Raw genomic sequence first — 14584 nt, forward strand, 5'->3', positions numbered from 1 at the left:
TAAATTAGGACTTTACCAACTGCAAAATGCAGATTTGTAACTAAAGAACCAAATCTAAACAGCCCTTTCTAAACACAATTTAAAAAAAATTATGCGTTTTGAGCTTTAAAAGCTTTTAATTTTTCAATGAGTGTAGGTACAACTTCAAAAGCATCACCTACGATACCGTAATCTGCAGCTTTAAAGAAAGGGGCTTCAGGATCTGTATTAATCACAACTTTTACTTTTGAAGCATTAATTCCTGCTAAATGCTGTATTGCTCCAGAAATACCAATAGCGATGTATAAATTTGATGCTACAGGTTTTCCTGTTTGACCAACGTGCTCACCATGTGGTCGCCATCCTAAATCTGAAACGGGTTTAGAACAGGCAGTTGCAGCTCCTAAAACATCGGCTAATTCTTCAATCATTCCCCAGTTTTCAGGACCTTTTAAACCTCTTCCAGCAGAAACAACAATCTCTGCATCAGCAATTGTGACTTTATCTGTTGCTCTATCAACTGATTCTACTTTTACTCCAGAAGCTGGCAAAGAAGGTGAAAAGTCTTCGGTAGTTGCATTTCCATTAGATTCAACTAAACCAAATGCATTTTTAGATACACCAACCACTTTAGCATCTGTATCTATTGTGGTCATGTTAAATGCTTTGTTAGTGAAAGCAGTACGTTTTACAGTAAAAGGAGTAGTGCTGGAAGGAGCGTCAACAACGTTAGATGCATAACCAGCATTTAAACCAATAGCTAAAATTGGAGCTATGTATTTACTGTCTGCACTTGAACTTACAATAACAACCTTGGCATCTTCTTGCTTTGCCGCTTGTTCAATTGAACTTGCATATGCATTAGCATTGAATGACGCTAGATCGTCATTTGTTATTTTTAATACTTTATCTACTCCGTAGTTTCCTAATTCTGAAGTGTCATTGGCATTGATGGCTACAGCAGTAACTGTTGTACCCATTTGGTCTGCAACAGCTTTGGCATAAGAAGCCGCTTCTAAAGCTGTTTTTTTAAATTTTCCTTGTTCTGATTCTGTATATACTAAAACTGACATGTTGTATTTTGTTTTGACATCCTATATATGTTTCAGGATCTCGTTATTGTTTTTATTTCCTTTAAATTACCTAATTAGACATTTAGACTGTACTCAATGTGACAACTTAGTAAGGTAGAGCTCATTTAAATGACTTTCGCCTCATTATGAAGTAAACTGATCAGTTCATCAATATTATCGGCATCCACTAAAGTTACAGCACCTTTTGGAGCTGGTTTTTCAAATTTAACAGATGAGGTTTCTGCTGAAGCATTTACTGGCTCAACGACAGACAATGGTTTTTGACGAGCCATCATGATTCCTCTCATATTTGGAATACGTAAATCACTTTCTTCAACCAAACCTTTCTGTCCGCCAATAACTAAAGGTAAACTCGTTGAAACCGTTTCTTTTCCTCCATCAATCTCACGCATTGCTGTAGCGTTTGTTCCATCAACTTCCAAACTAATACAATTCGTTACAAAATTTGCATTGGTTAAAGCAGCCAACATTCCTGGTACCATACCACCATTATAATCAATAGATTCTCGTCCTGCAATTACTAAATCGTAACCACCTTCATTGACTACATTGGCTAATTCTTTGGCAACTTGAAAACCATCTTTGGCTTCAGTATTTACTCTAATGGCAGCATCTGCACCAATGGCTAAAGCTTTGCGAAGTGTTGGTTCTGTTTCTGGTCCTCCAACGTTAACAACAGTCACATTGGCACCTTGTTTTTCCTTAAACCACATGGCGCGAGTTAATCCAAATTCATCATTAGGATTAATTACAAATTGAACTCCGTTTGTATCAAATTTTGTATCGCCATCAGTGAAATTAATCTTTGAAGTCGTATCAGGTACGTGACTAATACATACTAATATTTTCATATCGAAATTTTTTATTTTGAGTATACATTTTTTTTCTTGAGCACGAAGATAATTATAATAATTTGAATTTTACTATGCATGCATAGTAAAATATTGTTAAAAGTGGGATTGATAATTTACGTCATCATTAAATAGTTTAAAAAGCATCTCGCTCATGCAGATAGTCATATTCAATGTAACAACTTATCAAGTGTTCTAGATCTAGTCTTGAAATTACAATATTGGGTAAGTATTACCCAATTGAGTAAATATTACCCAATGTAAATTTTGGCATAACTACGTAACTAATTGATTATAAATGTTGTGTATAATTAGTTTAGATAAGGATTGGTAATTGATGACTCTAAAAGTAATACCATAATAACATCAAACAATCATGTCTAATAAAACAAATATTTCCAATAAGATTAATATCGGATTTGCCCTTCTTATTGTTTTTCTTCTGGTTTTTGCAACAAATAGGATAGACAAAATTCATTTTGAAACTGTCCAAAACGCACTTACTACCGTTTATAAGGATAGAGTTGTAGCTCAAGATTATGTTCACAAAATGAATACTGTAGTGTATAAGATACGATTGCACCTTGTTAATGGCAATGGTATTCATGTAAATCAGAATTTAAATAGGGAATTTCAAACACTTCTCGATGCATTTGGCTCTACGAAACTAACACTAACAGAGGCAAAAACGTTTGAGAGTCTAAAAGACAACTTTCTTAAGTTTACACTCAAAGAGGAAACATTAACGAAAAAGGAAATTGAAAATCATTTAGACCTTCTTCAAGCTGATTTAAGGGGTTTGGCTGTGATACAAGTCTCAGAAAGTAAATATTTGACTGACATTGCACAGAAATCATTAGATAACAATAGATTAATATCTCAATTAGAAATTGGGTTTTTAATTTTAGTCGGTTTTCTAGTCCAATTTATTATCTTTTACAGAACAAAGAAAGTGAAAGATGAATAATATCGAAATAGAATTAAAAGAGCGTATTAAAGAATTAACTTGCCTCTATGAAGTGTCTTCAATAATTGCAAATACAGATTTTGAGACTATAGAACCTACTGTAAAAGCAATTGCATTTAGTTTAAAAAAGGCTTTTCAATATCCAAATAAAACTGATATCATTATTGATTGTGGTGAAATTTCAATGTCTACCAACGAATTTGCAGAAGACGATTTAACGATCTATAGCGATATAATAATTTTTAATCAGGCTGAAGGGCAAATTACAGTTCACTTAAATACGACTGACTCAAAAGAAATTAACTTTTTAAGAGAAGAGCAATTGTTGTTGAATAGCGTGGCATTAAAAATTGGAAACTTGTTAGAGCGTGTAGAAATTCAAAAAAATGAAACTTCACTTAAACGCCAAATGGAGCACGCAGATCGCTTGAGTATTCTAGGTGAAATTACAGCTGGAATAGCACACGAACTTAATACGCCTTTAGCTAATATTTTAGGTTTTGCCGAATTGTTAAAAAACGATTTGAATAAGGAAGACAAATCATCTCAGGATGTCGATAAGATTATTAAAAACGCAATATTTTCAAGAGAAGTTGTAAAAAAATTGATGTTTTTTGCTTGTGAGATGCCACAGGAAATGAAACGTGTCGATTTAGTGTCTCATATAAAAAATGCAATTAATTTGCTAGATGCTACATTTAAAAAGGAGCAGGTAAAATATGCTGTTAAAATTAAGGACAAGGAACTTTGGTTAAAGGCTGACCCAATTCAACTCACACAAATTATTTTTAATTTGTTGATTAATGCTATTTACTTTTCACCTAAGGATGGATTAATAACTATAGAAGCTCTTAAAACAAAAAATGATATTACTCTAAAAATATCTGATGAAGGTTTGGGTTTTGCCGAATCTGATTTAGATAAAGTGTTTCAGCCCTTTTATACGACTAAGCCAACTGGTGATGGTTCTGGATTAGGACTCAGTGTTGTGCATGGTATAGTGGCTTCTCATAAAGGAAAAATAACCGCAGAAAATAACATTAAAAAAGGCGCTATCTTTACCGTAAGCCTTCCTAAAGAGTAATTTTGATTATGCAATTACGAAAAGAAAACATACTAATAGTCGATGATGATGTCAATATTCTTGAGCTCTTACAGCGTCATTTGCAATCATGGAATTACCATGTTTTTAAAGCAATTTCGGTTAAAGAAGCTGTAACAATATTAAGAGATACTCCTATCAATTTGTTGATTACTGATTTGAAGATGCCTGAAGTTGATGGATTTGAACTCATAAAATTTGTGTCTGAGCATTATCCGAAATTACCAAAATTAGTAGTAACAGGTTACCCATCTGTTCAAGGATCTTTAGAGGCAATTAAATCTGGAGTTGTTGATTATCTCACCAAACCATTTACAAAAGACGAGTTGAAACTTGCATTAGATAAGACTATGGTTGCTTCCGAAAAAAATGTGCTTCAGGCTAAGAATTCTTCCGAAGAAATACAACAAGGCTATCGCGAAATAATTGGTAATTCTGAAAAAATTAATACCGTTATTCAAATTATTGAACGTGTAAAAAACAACAAAGCTACAGTTTTTATAAAAGGTGAAAGTGGAACTGGAAAAGAATTGGTTGCGCGTGCTATTCATTATCAAGGCAAATTTTCGAGAGCACCATTCATAGCCGTAAATTGTGGTGGTATTCCAGAGAATTTATTAGAAACTGAATTGTTTGGATATATTAAAGGAGCGTTTACTGGTGCTGAAACTAATAGAGAAGGGTTTTTTCAAGCTGCTAATGGAGGTACGATTTTTCTAGATGAAATAGGAAACGCTTCATTAACAGTTCAATCAAGATTGTTACGCGTGCTTCAGGAAAAAGAAGTTGTTCGCGTTGGCTCAACCAAAGCAGAAAAAGTTGATGTGCGAATCATTGCAGCAACCAATAGCGATTTACAGGATATGATTCAAAAACAAACCTTTAGAGAAGATTTGTTTTATCGGTTAACTGTGGTAGAAATTAATGTGGCACCTTTACGAGACCGAAAAGATGATATTCAATTATTAGTTGAAAAATTTCTATTCAAATATGGTGTAGAATACAAAGATCGATTTTTAAAAATAGCACCTGAAGCTTTAGCCATTTTAGAGCGATACGATTGGCCAGGAAACATAAGAGAATTAGAAAATATCATCCAACGTGCTGTAATTATGAGCGATAAAATTGTAGATATCGCACATTTACCTGAACACTTAAAGCATAGTATAACTTTCTCTCCAGAAGCTTTAGTGCCATTAAAAGTAGTTGAAAAGCAATATATAGAAAAAGTATTGCGAGCTACTGGAAATAATAAAACCAAAGCCGCAGAAATTCTTCAAATAGACCGAAAAACCATTCGGCAAAAACTTTTAGATTAAGAATTATTAATTGATACATCTTTCCTCGCTTGGGTGATTTTGTACCAATACATTATGTTCTAAGGTTTAACTAAAAATCATTAAGACCTTTTGTTTATAAGGGTTTTTCTTGTTTTATAATTTGTTTAAATTCTTATGGCATAGGTGTTGCCTTTTGATATGTCAATAACAATAATGCGTTTAAGTATGAACCACATTAATATTTGTCAGAGCTGTATGCATCGCACCAATTGTGTGTTAACCGCACAAAAAGATGACGTTTGGTCTTGTAGCGAGTTTGACGAAGAAACCCCTAAGAATTACGGTTTAATGGTTATTGATGAAAATGAACAAAAGAAAGAACAAGAATTAGAATTAGTTTAACAATTTAATATGAAAGCTTATGATTTTTAATGCCCTAGTTGCAGCAGTAACAGCTCAAAACTCTACAGATAAAACATCGAATAGCAGAATAGCTCGACGAAGATATGTCACTGAGAAATATCACGAAAGATCTATTGCTAACCGATATTTTAAATAACACTTAAAACAACTGACGATTAGAGATAAAAAAAACTTGTATCAAAATACTATTCAGAATTTTTATAAAAGACAAATCATGAATTTTATACAGCCTTGAAAACCATCGGACGACCTATGGAATATTCACATTTGAAACCATTTAAACAAGTCCTTACAAATTTCCAAATAGAATAAAGTTTTAATAATCATTTAGTTACAATCTAAAATATATTAGAAATGACACCAATAACAGCAGAATTAAAAAAAGAAACAAAAAACATACCTGTACGAGGTATGATGGATAACGTTATGGAGCAATTTAATAGTGCTGCAGACCAAATTAATCTACATCCAAATATTAGAAAAATATTAAGTATTACAAATAACGAAATCATTGTAAACTTTCCAGTAAAAATGGACAATGGTGACGTCGAAATCTTTACAGGATACCGAGTGCAACATAACAATGCATTAGGTCCATATAAAGGTGGTTTGCGTTACCATCCAACGGTTGATATTGATGCTGCAAGAGCATTAGCGATGTGGATGACCTGGAAAACCTCATTAGCAGGTTTACCTTATGGTGGTGGAAAAGGAGGCATTAAATTGGACCCTTCAAAATATTCTCTAAGCGAGTTAGAACGTATCACAAGACGTTTCACATTTGCTTTAGCTGATAACATTGGGCCTGAGCATGATATTCCTGCGCCAGATGTAAACACAAATAGTCAAACTATGGCTTGGATTGCAGATACATACATGAGTACACGTCCACCAGCTGAGCGCACAGCAAATCAACATGTTGTTACTGGAAAGCCAGACGCAAGTGGAGGATTAGAAGGTCGTGATCGAGCAACTGGTTATGGTGTGTATTTATCAATTAAACTTTGGTCTGAAAAGAATAATAGAACCTTAGAAGGAAAGAAGTTTATTGTTCAAGGATTTGGTAATGTAGGCTATTGGGCTGCCCATTTTTTAGAAAAAGATGGCGCTAGATTAGTTGCTGTACAAGATGCTTTTGGCAGTATTCAAAATCAAAAAGGTATTAAGGTTGAAGACTTATTTAATTACAGTAAAATTAACGATGGTAGTATTGTAGATTATCCAAATGCAAAGACAGTAAACAAAAATAAATTCTTCGCTTTAGATTGTGATATCTGTATTCCGGCAGCATTAGGAAATCAAATCACAAAAGAAAATGCATCAAAAATAAAAGCAAGACTAATTGCAGAAGGTGCTAATGGACCTACTAATGTAGAAGGAGAGCAAATTTTGTTGGAAAGAGGCATCACTATTATACCAGACATTTTATGTAATTCTGGTGGTGTTGTTGGTAGTTATTTTGAATGGCTGCAAAACCGAAACGGCGAATTATGGCAATTGGATGAGGTGATGGTGAAGCTTCAAAAAAAGTTGAAAGAATCTTTTGATAAAGTATATGAGTATTCAGAACGTGAAGCAATGGATATGAGAACTGCAGCATACTGTATCGCCATTGAGCGTATAGAGAAAGCCTACATACAAAGAGGGATTTTTCCTTAATATCAATTTAAAGCTTTAAGACATGAAGTACGGAAGTTTAATATTAGAAAAGAAAGAATATGTATACCTAAAACGCATACTCAATATATCTGGATATGCAGAAGACCACGAAACTCAAAAATGTTTAATGGCATTAGCTGAAGAGTTAAAAACCGCACACATAGTTGATGAAGAAGAAATGCCATATGACATTATAAGGTTTAATAGTAAAGTAACTGTGGTTTTTGAAAGTGGTTTAGAAAAAACGATGCAATTGGTAATTCCTATCGATAAAGATGTAAAAAAAACTAAGATTTCAGTACTCACGCCAATGGGATCAGCTTTGATAGGTTATTCTAAAAATGATGTTATTGAATGGAATTTTCCTAATGGAAAACAAAAAATTGAAATTGCAGAAGTAACTCAGGAAGAAACGTTTAATGGTATCGATATAGTAATTTAACTCAATAAGAAATGAAAACTCAAAACGCCGAAATATTAAAACATGATTCTGATGTTGATATAACTCATAAAATAAATACCATGGAGTTAGATAATTGGATTAATCATCTTAAATATGTAAAGAAAGAATTAGTCAATCTCATAGGTATTTGTAATAAAGGGCTTAACAACAAATTAGGCGATATTAGTGTGGTAAGTCGTTTTAAGAAAAAGGAAGTCGAAAACGAGACTTTATTAAACGCCCTTCTAAAGTATGCTCAGTCTAGAGTTCATATAGTTGAATGTGAAGACGCACATTGTGATATGATTTATATCACAGAGCATGAAAGTTACCGAAGAAGTTATTTATATCATTTAGATAAATATAGACGACTCAAGGATGAGTTTTTCAATAAAGTGCAAGGTAAATTTACACTGGTTAAAGTTGACTAATTTCTTGAGTATTTGACTTCAAATTCCACATACAAGCTTGATGAGCACCGAAGGTTGTGCTTACAAAAAGATTTGATAGAATTGAATTTCTGGATTCATACATTAGAATATGTCAACAGTGAATTAAATCACTTATCTGATATTGAAAAACAACTCATAAAACTCACATCTGTTTCAGTGTCAATTCAAGCCATCCGTAGAAAGAATGTATTGAATATGGCAAGTTTATGTAAATATGAACAAGAGCTTAAAACCGAATATGAATACGGAAAAGTTAAATATGATAACCTAAGATTAAAAGCTCATGAGCAAAAGCGAGAGAACTATTTGAAATTTATAAATGAATACAATTCATTTAAAGAACAATGCTATGTGTTGCTAAAAAAGTATCAACGGAAATAATTAATAGGAGTACTGACTATGATTTTTAAATATAGTTAACAATTGATGCACACATTCTATATTGATTAATAGCAAAATAATTCGTGTTGGTTTTTGTGTTTAATAGCCGTGGAATCAATTTTTTTCACGGTTATTTCAAAAACGTATAAAAACGTGTGAGTCATATCAATCTAAATAAAAAGAAGATGAAAAAAATTTTAATTCCAACAGACTTTTCACTTAATAGTTATCAGACGGTTGATTATATAACGACGCTTTTCAAAAACGTCAATTGCGAGTTTTATTTATTAAATACATATTTATATGAAGCATCAGGTTTGACTGCAATTGAAATGCTTCAAGCCGATGATGAATGGTTTGATAAACCAAAAGAGGAATCTTTGAAGAAGTTAGGAAGATTAGTCACACGTTATACTTTAAAATGTAATAATCCAAAACATTCGTTTCACGCTATTTCAGAATGTAGAAGTGTCGTCGAAGGTATTAAAGAAAATGTTGAAAAAATAGGAATTGATGTTGTCGTGTTAACTAGCAAAGGTTCAAATTCATTAGGATCAACTATCGAAGTTATATGAGCACAAATAAGGTCTTGTCCAGTTTTAATTGTGCCACCACATGCCACTGCATCTAATGGTATCAGTTTAACGGTCGCATCAGATTTTCAAGAAAAAATTAATACAGTCGAAATACAACGATTTTTTAAGGCCTTAACAAATACCAATACCCATATGAGCATTTTAGTTTTAAAAAAACAGAATACGCTTTCGGATATTGAAGCAGATTATTTAGAGTTATTATTAAACTATCTTAAACAATTATCGAACAAGCCAATAGGACTGGAGTTTTTAAGTCCAAGAGATAAATTAGCAGATTATGCTATTTCGCATCGTGATGAGATTATGTGTGTTATAGATAAAAAGCCAGATATATTTAGGAAAATTGGACTTGTCAATTCTAAAATCATTGCTATTTTAAAACAATTAAAAAGTAATTCAGTTCTAACAATTCATCAGTAAGTGGAATTGTTTTTAAATGGTTTCTTCTGTTCATTTATTAAGTATTCAAAAAATTAATCACTTTTTTATCGATTACTTAAAGTTTAGGACTTATAAGGCTTTATTTTCTTTGAATAGCAGATAGCCGGTTTTTAATGTTATTTCAACTCTAATTTTATGTGCTTTTATTGGCAATAATTATTACTTTTGCTATTCGATAAAAAAACGGATACATGAAGACAATTCAATTTAGAGAAGCTATTTGTGAAGCCATGAGTGAAGAAATGCGCAGAGATGAAAGCGTTTACTTAATGGGAGAAGAGGTGGCAGAATACAATGGAGCTTATAAAGCTTCTAAAGGTATGTTAGATGAGTTTGGACCAAAACGCGTGATTGATACACCTATTGCTGAGCTTGGTTTTGCAGGTATAGCTATTGGTTCTACAATGACAGGAAATCGTCCTATCGTTGAGTATATGACCTTTAACTTCTCTTTGGTTGGAATTGATCAAATTATAAATAATGCTGCGAAAATTAGACAAATGTCTGGCGGACAATTTAAATGTCCAATCGTATTTCGTGGACCTACTGCTTCTGCAGGTCAGTTAGCAGCAACACACTCTCAAGCGTTTGAAAGTTGGTTTGCAAATACACCTGGTCTAAAGGTAGTTGTACCATCAAATCCTTATGATGCCAAAGGTTTATTGAAATCTGCCATTCGCGATGACGATCCGGTAATTTTTATGGAAAGTGAACAAATGTATGGCGATAAAGGTGAAGTGCCAGAAGGTGAATACACCATTCCGTTAGGTGTTGCAGAGATTAAAAGAGAAGGAACTGATGTGACGATCGTTTCTTTCGGAAAAATCATTAAAGAAGCTTACAAGGCAGCAGACGAATTAGAGAAAGAAGGTATTTCTTGTGAGATTATCGATCTAAGAACAGTTCGTCCGATGGATAGGGATGCTATTATCACATCTGTAAAGAAAACAAATCGTTTAGTGGTTCTTGAAGAAGCTTGGCCTTTCGGAAACGTTTCAACCGAAATTACATACCTGGTACAATCGGAAGCATTTGATTATTTAGATGCTCCAGTTGTTAAAATCAATACAGCAGATACACCTGCACCATATTCTCCAGTGTTACTCGAGCAGTGGTTGCCTAATAAAGACGAGGTGATTAAAGCTGTAAAAAAAGTAATGTATATAAATGCTTAGTGGTTTTTTATAAACCATCTAATAAAGCGTAATTTTTTACGTTAATAAACTTCATCAACACATTTTTGCATGATTGTTGATGAAGTTTTTTTGCCTATGAACCTTAAATATCTTCTTTTTTTCTTTTTCTTCGGAATACTCTTCAGTTTTTCACAAACTAAAGTCAGTGGTTATGTCTTTGATGAATATGACCAGCCTGTGGCATTTGCTAATGTGATATTTAAAGGTTCTACTGAAGGAACCATTACCAATGAAGACGGTCGCTTTTATTTAGAGTCTGAAAACACTTGGGATACACTTATCATTTCGTTTTTAGGTTTTGAAATGAAAGAAGTCATCCTTGAAAAGAAAGTGAATTACGATTTAAGATTTATCTTAAAAGAAGAGGCTGCCGCACTTGATGAGGTTGTAATTGTATCTGGAAAGCAATCTAAAAAAGCTTCCGAAAATCCAGCGATTAGAATCCTGAAAAAAATATGGGAACGCAAACGTAAAAATGGATTAAGCCAGTTTAAACAGTACGAGTACGATAAATATGAAAAAGTAGAATTTGATCTCAATACCATCGATAGTGCTCTTATTAAAAGTAAGTTGTTTAGAGGTATGGAGTTTGTATTTGAGGAAGTAGATACTTCTAAAGTTACTGGAAAAACCTATTTGCCAATTTTTATAAATGAAGCTGTGAGCAGAGTTTATGGAGATAATGTGATAAACAAAGAAAAAGAAGATCTTAAAGGAAACAAGAATTCAGGTTTTAGTAACAATCAAGTGATTATTGACTTTATCGACGATTTATATGCCGATTTTAATGTGTATGATAATTACCTGAAATTCTTCGATAAAAGCTTTGTAAGTCCATTATCTAGAACAGGAATTCAAACTTACAACTATGTGCTTTCAGACAGTGCGTTTATTGATAATAAATGGTGTTATAACATAATCTACTATCCTCGTCGTAAAAACGAGTTGACCTTTAAAGGCGACTTTTGGGTAAACGATTCAACCTATGCCATTAAGGATATCAACTTGCAGGCGTCAAAAAGTGCAAACATTAACTGGGTTAAAGAAATCTACATTGAGCAGGAATTCGAGGTGCTAAATGATTCCGTTTTCTTGATTAAGCGTGATTATATGTTGTCGGATTTCGCTTTAAACAAAAAGGAAAAATCCCGTGGTGTTTATGGTAAACGGACAACACTTTACGAAAATTATGTTTTTGATCAACCTAAAGGCGAACCATTTTACGATGAAGAAGTCTATGCTTTTGATGAAGACATTTACAATCGAGATGATGCTTTTTGGGAACAAAACCGTTTAGAATCGCTTAATAAAGACGAGAAAGGCGTCTATAAAATGTTAGACACGCTTAAAACCGTAAAAAAGTTTAAGCGCTTGTATAATATAGGAAGTATTCTGGCATCTGGTTATGTTGAATTTCCAAGTATTAATTTTGATTACGGACCAATATTTTCGACTTTCGGATTTAACGATGTTGAAGGTTTGCGATTGCGAACAGGTGGTCGAACTTATTTTGGACCAAATGACCTTTGGCGATTGGAAGGCTTTATAGCTTATGGTTTTAGAGACGATAAGTTTAAATACGGAATTTCTGGTAAATGGTTGCTCGACAAAAAAAGCAGGCTTACCATTTTTGGTGGGAATCGACGAGATGTCGAACAAATTGGAGCAAGCTTAACAAGTTCTACAGATGTATTAGGTCGAAGTTTGGCATCGTCCTCAGTTATTGGAACTGGTGCAAATGATAAGCTCACCAATATTTCCTTAACTAATTTAGGAATGTCTATTGAGCCCTCTCGTAATTTTGAAATACGCTTAGATGGAAGTTTTAGAACATTACGTTCGGCATCACCAACGTTTAGTATGGATTATAATGATCCAGAATCGGCAACAGGTATTTCTTCAGAAGTAAAACAGTTTGAAAGCCGATTGTCTTTAGGATTTTATCCTAAACGACAAATGACCGGTTATGGCGTAGAACGTAGAGAAAAGAATGATAATTTTGCACGATTATTTGCTCAGGTAAGTCGTGGTGATCGCAACTGGTTCGATAGTGATTTTGATTATACTAAAGTTCAACTTTCATACATACAGCCATGGCAAGTTGGTGGTTTTGGCCGATTGACAACGTCTATAGAATCTGGTAAAACCTTTGGAGACGTACCTTTGGGATTATTAAGCGTTGTACCAGGAAATCAAACCTATTTTTCAATTTATAATACGTTTCCACAACTTGATTTTTATGAATTTGTAACCGATACCTATACGTCTATGCACGTTGAACATAATTTTAATGGACGACTGTTTTCTAGAATTCCGTTTTTAAAAGATTATAATTTGCGATTTGTATTAGGTTTAAGAGGAGTTTGGGGAGATTTATCTAATGAAAATATTGCGTTGAATAGCACTGGAAATCCAGTTGAAATCCCTTTGATTGCGCCTAATAATCGTATATATTACGAATACAGTTTTGGTGTAGCTAATATTTTTAAAGTTCTTAGAATAGATTTTAACTTCAGAGGAAACTACCTCGATACACCAGATGCCAGACGTTTTGGTGTTACTGGAAGTTTTGGATTTTACTTTTAATTTGCTTTTTTTGATCTGGATAGCTCTGCTCGACGCATAGGCATACGGTCAATAGTATTGCATAACTTTTCAATACTAATGCATTCATTTTGCTCCAATTTAATACGGCCGTCTAGACCAATTAATACCACTTTAAATGATAGTGATTCCGAATTAAAACTGCTGTATAAATTTGAGCTTTTAATCCAAATGTCAGATGCTACAAATCCTGTTTTAAAGGCTTTTGAAGTGACCTGATATACAATAAGTTTTCGATTATCAAGAGCGTTTCGGTGTACTTCCAGACTTTGCATTTGCTGTTGAAATAATAGATTAGTTTCACTATCGGTAATGACAAGTAAAACTCTGTCATTCCATCGATGAGATTTTAGATTTTGACCTTTTATGGAATTTGTTTGTGCGATAAGAATTAGTGTAATTAAGAGTAATTGCAATTTCATTCTTTGAAAATGATTTTTTATCGTTACTAATGTCAAATACGCTGACTTGAAACTATTAAATCAATAGAAATATACGCATTTTTTAAACAAATCATTGATTATTTATCGATTCAACCCAAACAATATATTATCTTTGCAGCCCGAAATTAGATTTAAAAATATATGACACCAGCAGGAAAATTAACTTTTGATGTACTGATAGAAATCCCAAAAGGAAGTCGTAACAAATACGAATACGATTTTGAACTTAATAAAATACGTTTCGATCGCATGTTGTTTTCATCTATGATGTATCCTGGTGATTATGGATTTATCCCAGAAACTTTAGCTTTAGATGGCGATCCTTTAGATGTTTTAGTGATGGGAACTGAACCAACATTTCCGATGTGTGTGATGGAAGTAAAACCAATTGGTGTATTTCATATGGCTGATGAAAAAGGACCAGATGAAAAATTAATTTGTGTGCCAGTAACAGATCCAATTTGGAATACTTACAACGATATTCAAGATCTGAATCCGCATCGAATCAAAGAAATCACACACTTTTTTCAGGTATATAAAGATTTAGAAAAGAAAAAAGTTGATGTAGGTGGTTGGGGAAATGCTGAAGAGGCTTACGAGATTTTAAATAACTGCATCGATAGATACGAAAACAGCGAACATAAGGCTAATGGTGATTTCACTATTTAGTTTTT

At 33.2% G+C, this 14584-nt stretch carries 16 protein-coding genes; 13 read left to right on the forward strand and 3 right to left on the reverse strand.

The genetic code is table 11. The features are described 5' to 3' along the window. Window positions 1-89: 89 nt before the first annotated feature. Window positions 90-1052 carry an electron transfer flavoprotein subunit alpha/FixB family protein gene (locus TD18_RS02520; RefSeq protein WP_040248089.1) on the reverse strand — a complete coding sequence of 321 codons (963 nt, stop codon included), beginning with the start codon at window positions 1050-1052 and terminating at the stop codon, window positions 90-92. A gap of 125 nt (window positions 1053-1177) precedes the next feature. Then, the gene (locus tag TD18_RS02525) at window positions 1178-1924 is read right to left on the reverse strand and encodes an electron transfer flavoprotein subunit beta/FixA family protein (protein ID WP_040248092.1); all 747 of its coding nucleotides are present in this window, start codon (window positions 1922-1924) and stop codon (window positions 1178-1180) included. A 376-nt stretch (window positions 1925-2300) separates the two neighbouring features. Here TD18_RS02525 and TD18_RS02530 point away from each other — a divergent pair, with 376 nt between their 5' ends. From TD18_RS02530 to TD18_RS02580, 12 genes are all read left to right on the forward strand, one after another. Then, window positions 2301-2891: an MCP four helix bundle domain-containing protein gene (locus tag TD18_RS02530; RefSeq protein WP_040248095.1), complete on the forward strand. Its 591-nt coding sequence runs from the start codon at window positions 2301-2303 to the stop codon at window positions 2889-2891. Further along, window positions 2884-3975, forward strand: a complete 1092-nt coding sequence (locus TD18_RS02535; RefSeq protein ID WP_040248098.1) for a sensor histidine kinase — start codon at window positions 2884-2886, stop codon at window positions 3973-3975. Before TD18_RS02530 ends, TD18_RS02535 begins: the two co-directional genes overlap by 8 nt. Window positions 3976-3983: 8 nt before the next feature. Further along, window positions 3984-5312: a sigma-54-dependent transcriptional regulator gene (locus TD18_RS02540; RefSeq protein WP_040248100.1), complete on the forward strand. Its 1329-nt coding sequence runs from the start codon at window positions 3984-3986 to the stop codon at window positions 5310-5312. Between the two features lie 186 nt (window positions 5313-5498). Next, a complete protein-coding gene (locus tag TD18_RS17160) occupies window positions 5499-5675 on the forward strand; it encodes a hypothetical protein (RefSeq protein WP_160289447.1) in 177 nt (58 codons plus the stop codon). A gap of 375 nt (window positions 5676-6050) precedes the next feature. Then, entirely contained in the window at window positions 6051-7355 is a 1305-nt protein-coding gene (locus tag TD18_RS02545) for a Glu/Leu/Phe/Val family dehydrogenase (RefSeq protein ID WP_040248103.1), read from the forward strand. 22 nt (window positions 7356-7377) lie between these two features. Beyond that, a complete protein-coding gene (locus tag TD18_RS02550) occupies window positions 7378-7797 on the forward strand; it encodes a GreA/GreB family elongation factor (protein ID WP_040248105.1) in 420 nt (139 codons plus the stop codon). Between the two features lie 11 nt (window positions 7798-7808). Continuing rightward, window positions 7809-8228, forward strand: a complete 420-nt coding sequence (locus tag TD18_RS02555) for a hypothetical protein (protein WP_040248107.1) — start codon at window positions 7809-7811, stop codon at window positions 8226-8228. 72 nt (window positions 8229-8300) lie between these two features. Further along, the gene (locus TD18_RS02560) at window positions 8301-8630 is read left to right on the forward strand and encodes a hypothetical protein (protein ID WP_241480632.1); all 330 of its coding nucleotides are present in this window, start codon (window positions 8301-8303) and stop codon (window positions 8628-8630) included. A 185-nt stretch (window positions 8631-8815) separates the two neighbouring features. Further along, window positions 8816-9205 (forward strand): universal stress protein, encoded by a 390-nt coding sequence (locus TD18_RS02565; protein WP_040248112.1) that lies wholly within the window; start codon window positions 8816-8818, stop codon window positions 9203-9205. A gap of 30 nt (window positions 9206-9235) precedes the next feature. Continuing rightward, window positions 9236-9646, forward strand: a complete 411-nt coding sequence (locus TD18_RS02570; RefSeq protein WP_040248115.1) for a hypothetical protein — start codon at window positions 9236-9238, stop codon at window positions 9644-9646. A gap of 212 nt (window positions 9647-9858) precedes the next feature. Further along, window positions 9859-10842 (forward strand): pyruvate dehydrogenase complex E1 component subunit beta, encoded by a 984-nt coding sequence (locus tag TD18_RS02575; RefSeq protein WP_040248118.1) that lies wholly within the window; start codon window positions 9859-9861, stop codon window positions 10840-10842. Window positions 10843-10938: 96 nt separating this feature from the next. Further along, entirely contained in the window at window positions 10939-13449 is a 2511-nt protein-coding gene (locus TD18_RS02580) for a DUF5686 and carboxypeptidase-like regulatory domain-containing protein (protein WP_040248714.1), read from the forward strand. Here TD18_RS02580 and TD18_RS02585 read toward each other — a convergent pair. Continuing rightward, complete coding sequence (locus TD18_RS02585) at window positions 13446-13889, reverse strand: DUF4174 domain-containing protein (protein ID WP_040248120.1); 444 nt, start codon at window positions 13887-13889, stop codon at window positions 13446-13448. The genes TD18_RS02580 and TD18_RS02585 overlap by 4 nt on opposite strands. A gap of 162 nt (window positions 13890-14051) precedes the next feature. Here TD18_RS02585 and TD18_RS02590 point away from each other — a divergent pair, with 162 nt between their 5' ends. Further along, complete coding sequence (locus TD18_RS02590; RefSeq protein WP_040248122.1) at window positions 14052-14579, forward strand: inorganic diphosphatase; 528 nt, start codon at window positions 14052-14054, stop codon at window positions 14577-14579. Window positions 14580-14584: the final 5 nt, after the last annotated feature.

Origin of the sequence: Psychroserpens mesophilus (assembly GCF_000826645.1) — a bacterium.
Classification (GTDB): Bacteria; Bacteroidota; Bacteroidia; order Flavobacteriales; family Flavobacteriaceae; genus Psychroserpens; species Psychroserpens mesophilus.

What these genes read in the sequence shown, in the direction of transcription:
- TD18_RS02520 (WP_040248089.1), bottom strand. Translation starts at nt 1,052, where the DNA reads ATGTCAGTTTTAGTATATACAGAATCAGAACAAGGAAAATTTAAAAAA.
- TD18_RS02525 (WP_040248092.1), bottom strand. Translation starts at nt 1,924, where the DNA reads ATGAAAATATTAGTATGTATTAGTCACGTACCTGATACGACTTCAAAG.
- TD18_RS02530 (WP_040248095.1), top strand. Translation starts at nt 2,301, where the DNA reads ATGTCTAATAAAACAAATATTTCCAATAAGATTAATATCGGATTTGCC.
- TD18_RS02535 (WP_040248098.1), top strand. Translation starts at nt 2,884, where the DNA reads ATGAATAATATCGAAATAGAATTAAAAGAGCGTATTAAAGAATTAACT.
- TD18_RS02540 (WP_040248100.1), top strand. Translation starts at nt 3,984, where the DNA reads ATGCAATTACGAAAAGAAAACATACTAATAGTCGATGATGATGTCAAT.
- TD18_RS17160 (WP_160289447.1), top strand. Translation starts at nt 5,499, where the DNA reads ATGAACCACATTAATATTTGTCAGAGCTGTATGCATCGCACCAATTGT.
- TD18_RS02545 (WP_040248103.1), top strand. Translation starts at nt 6,051, where the DNA reads ATGACACCAATAACAGCAGAATTAAAAAAAGAAACAAAAAACATACCT.
- TD18_RS02550 (WP_040248105.1), top strand. Translation starts at nt 7,378, where the DNA reads ATGAAGTACGGAAGTTTAATATTAGAAAAGAAAGAATATGTATACCTA.
- TD18_RS02555 (WP_040248107.1), top strand. Translation starts at nt 7,809, where the DNA reads ATGAAAACTCAAAACGCCGAAATATTAAAACATGATTCTGATGTTGAT.
- TD18_RS02565 (WP_040248112.1), top strand. Translation starts at nt 8,816, where the DNA reads ATGAAAAAAATTTTAATTCCAACAGACTTTTCACTTAATAGTTATCAG.
- TD18_RS02575 (WP_040248118.1), top strand. Translation starts at nt 9,859, where the DNA reads ATGAAGACAATTCAATTTAGAGAAGCTATTTGTGAAGCCATGAGTGAA.
- TD18_RS02580 (WP_040248714.1), top strand. Translation starts at nt 10,939, where the DNA reads ATGAACCTTAAATATCTTCTTTTTTTCTTTTTCTTCGGAATACTCTTC.
- TD18_RS02585 (WP_040248120.1), bottom strand. Translation starts at nt 13,889, where the DNA reads ATGAAATTGCAATTACTCTTAATTACACTAATTCTTATCGCACAAACA.
- TD18_RS02590 (WP_040248122.1), top strand. Translation starts at nt 14,052, where the DNA reads ATGACACCAGCAGGAAAATTAACTTTTGATGTACTGATAGAAATCCCA.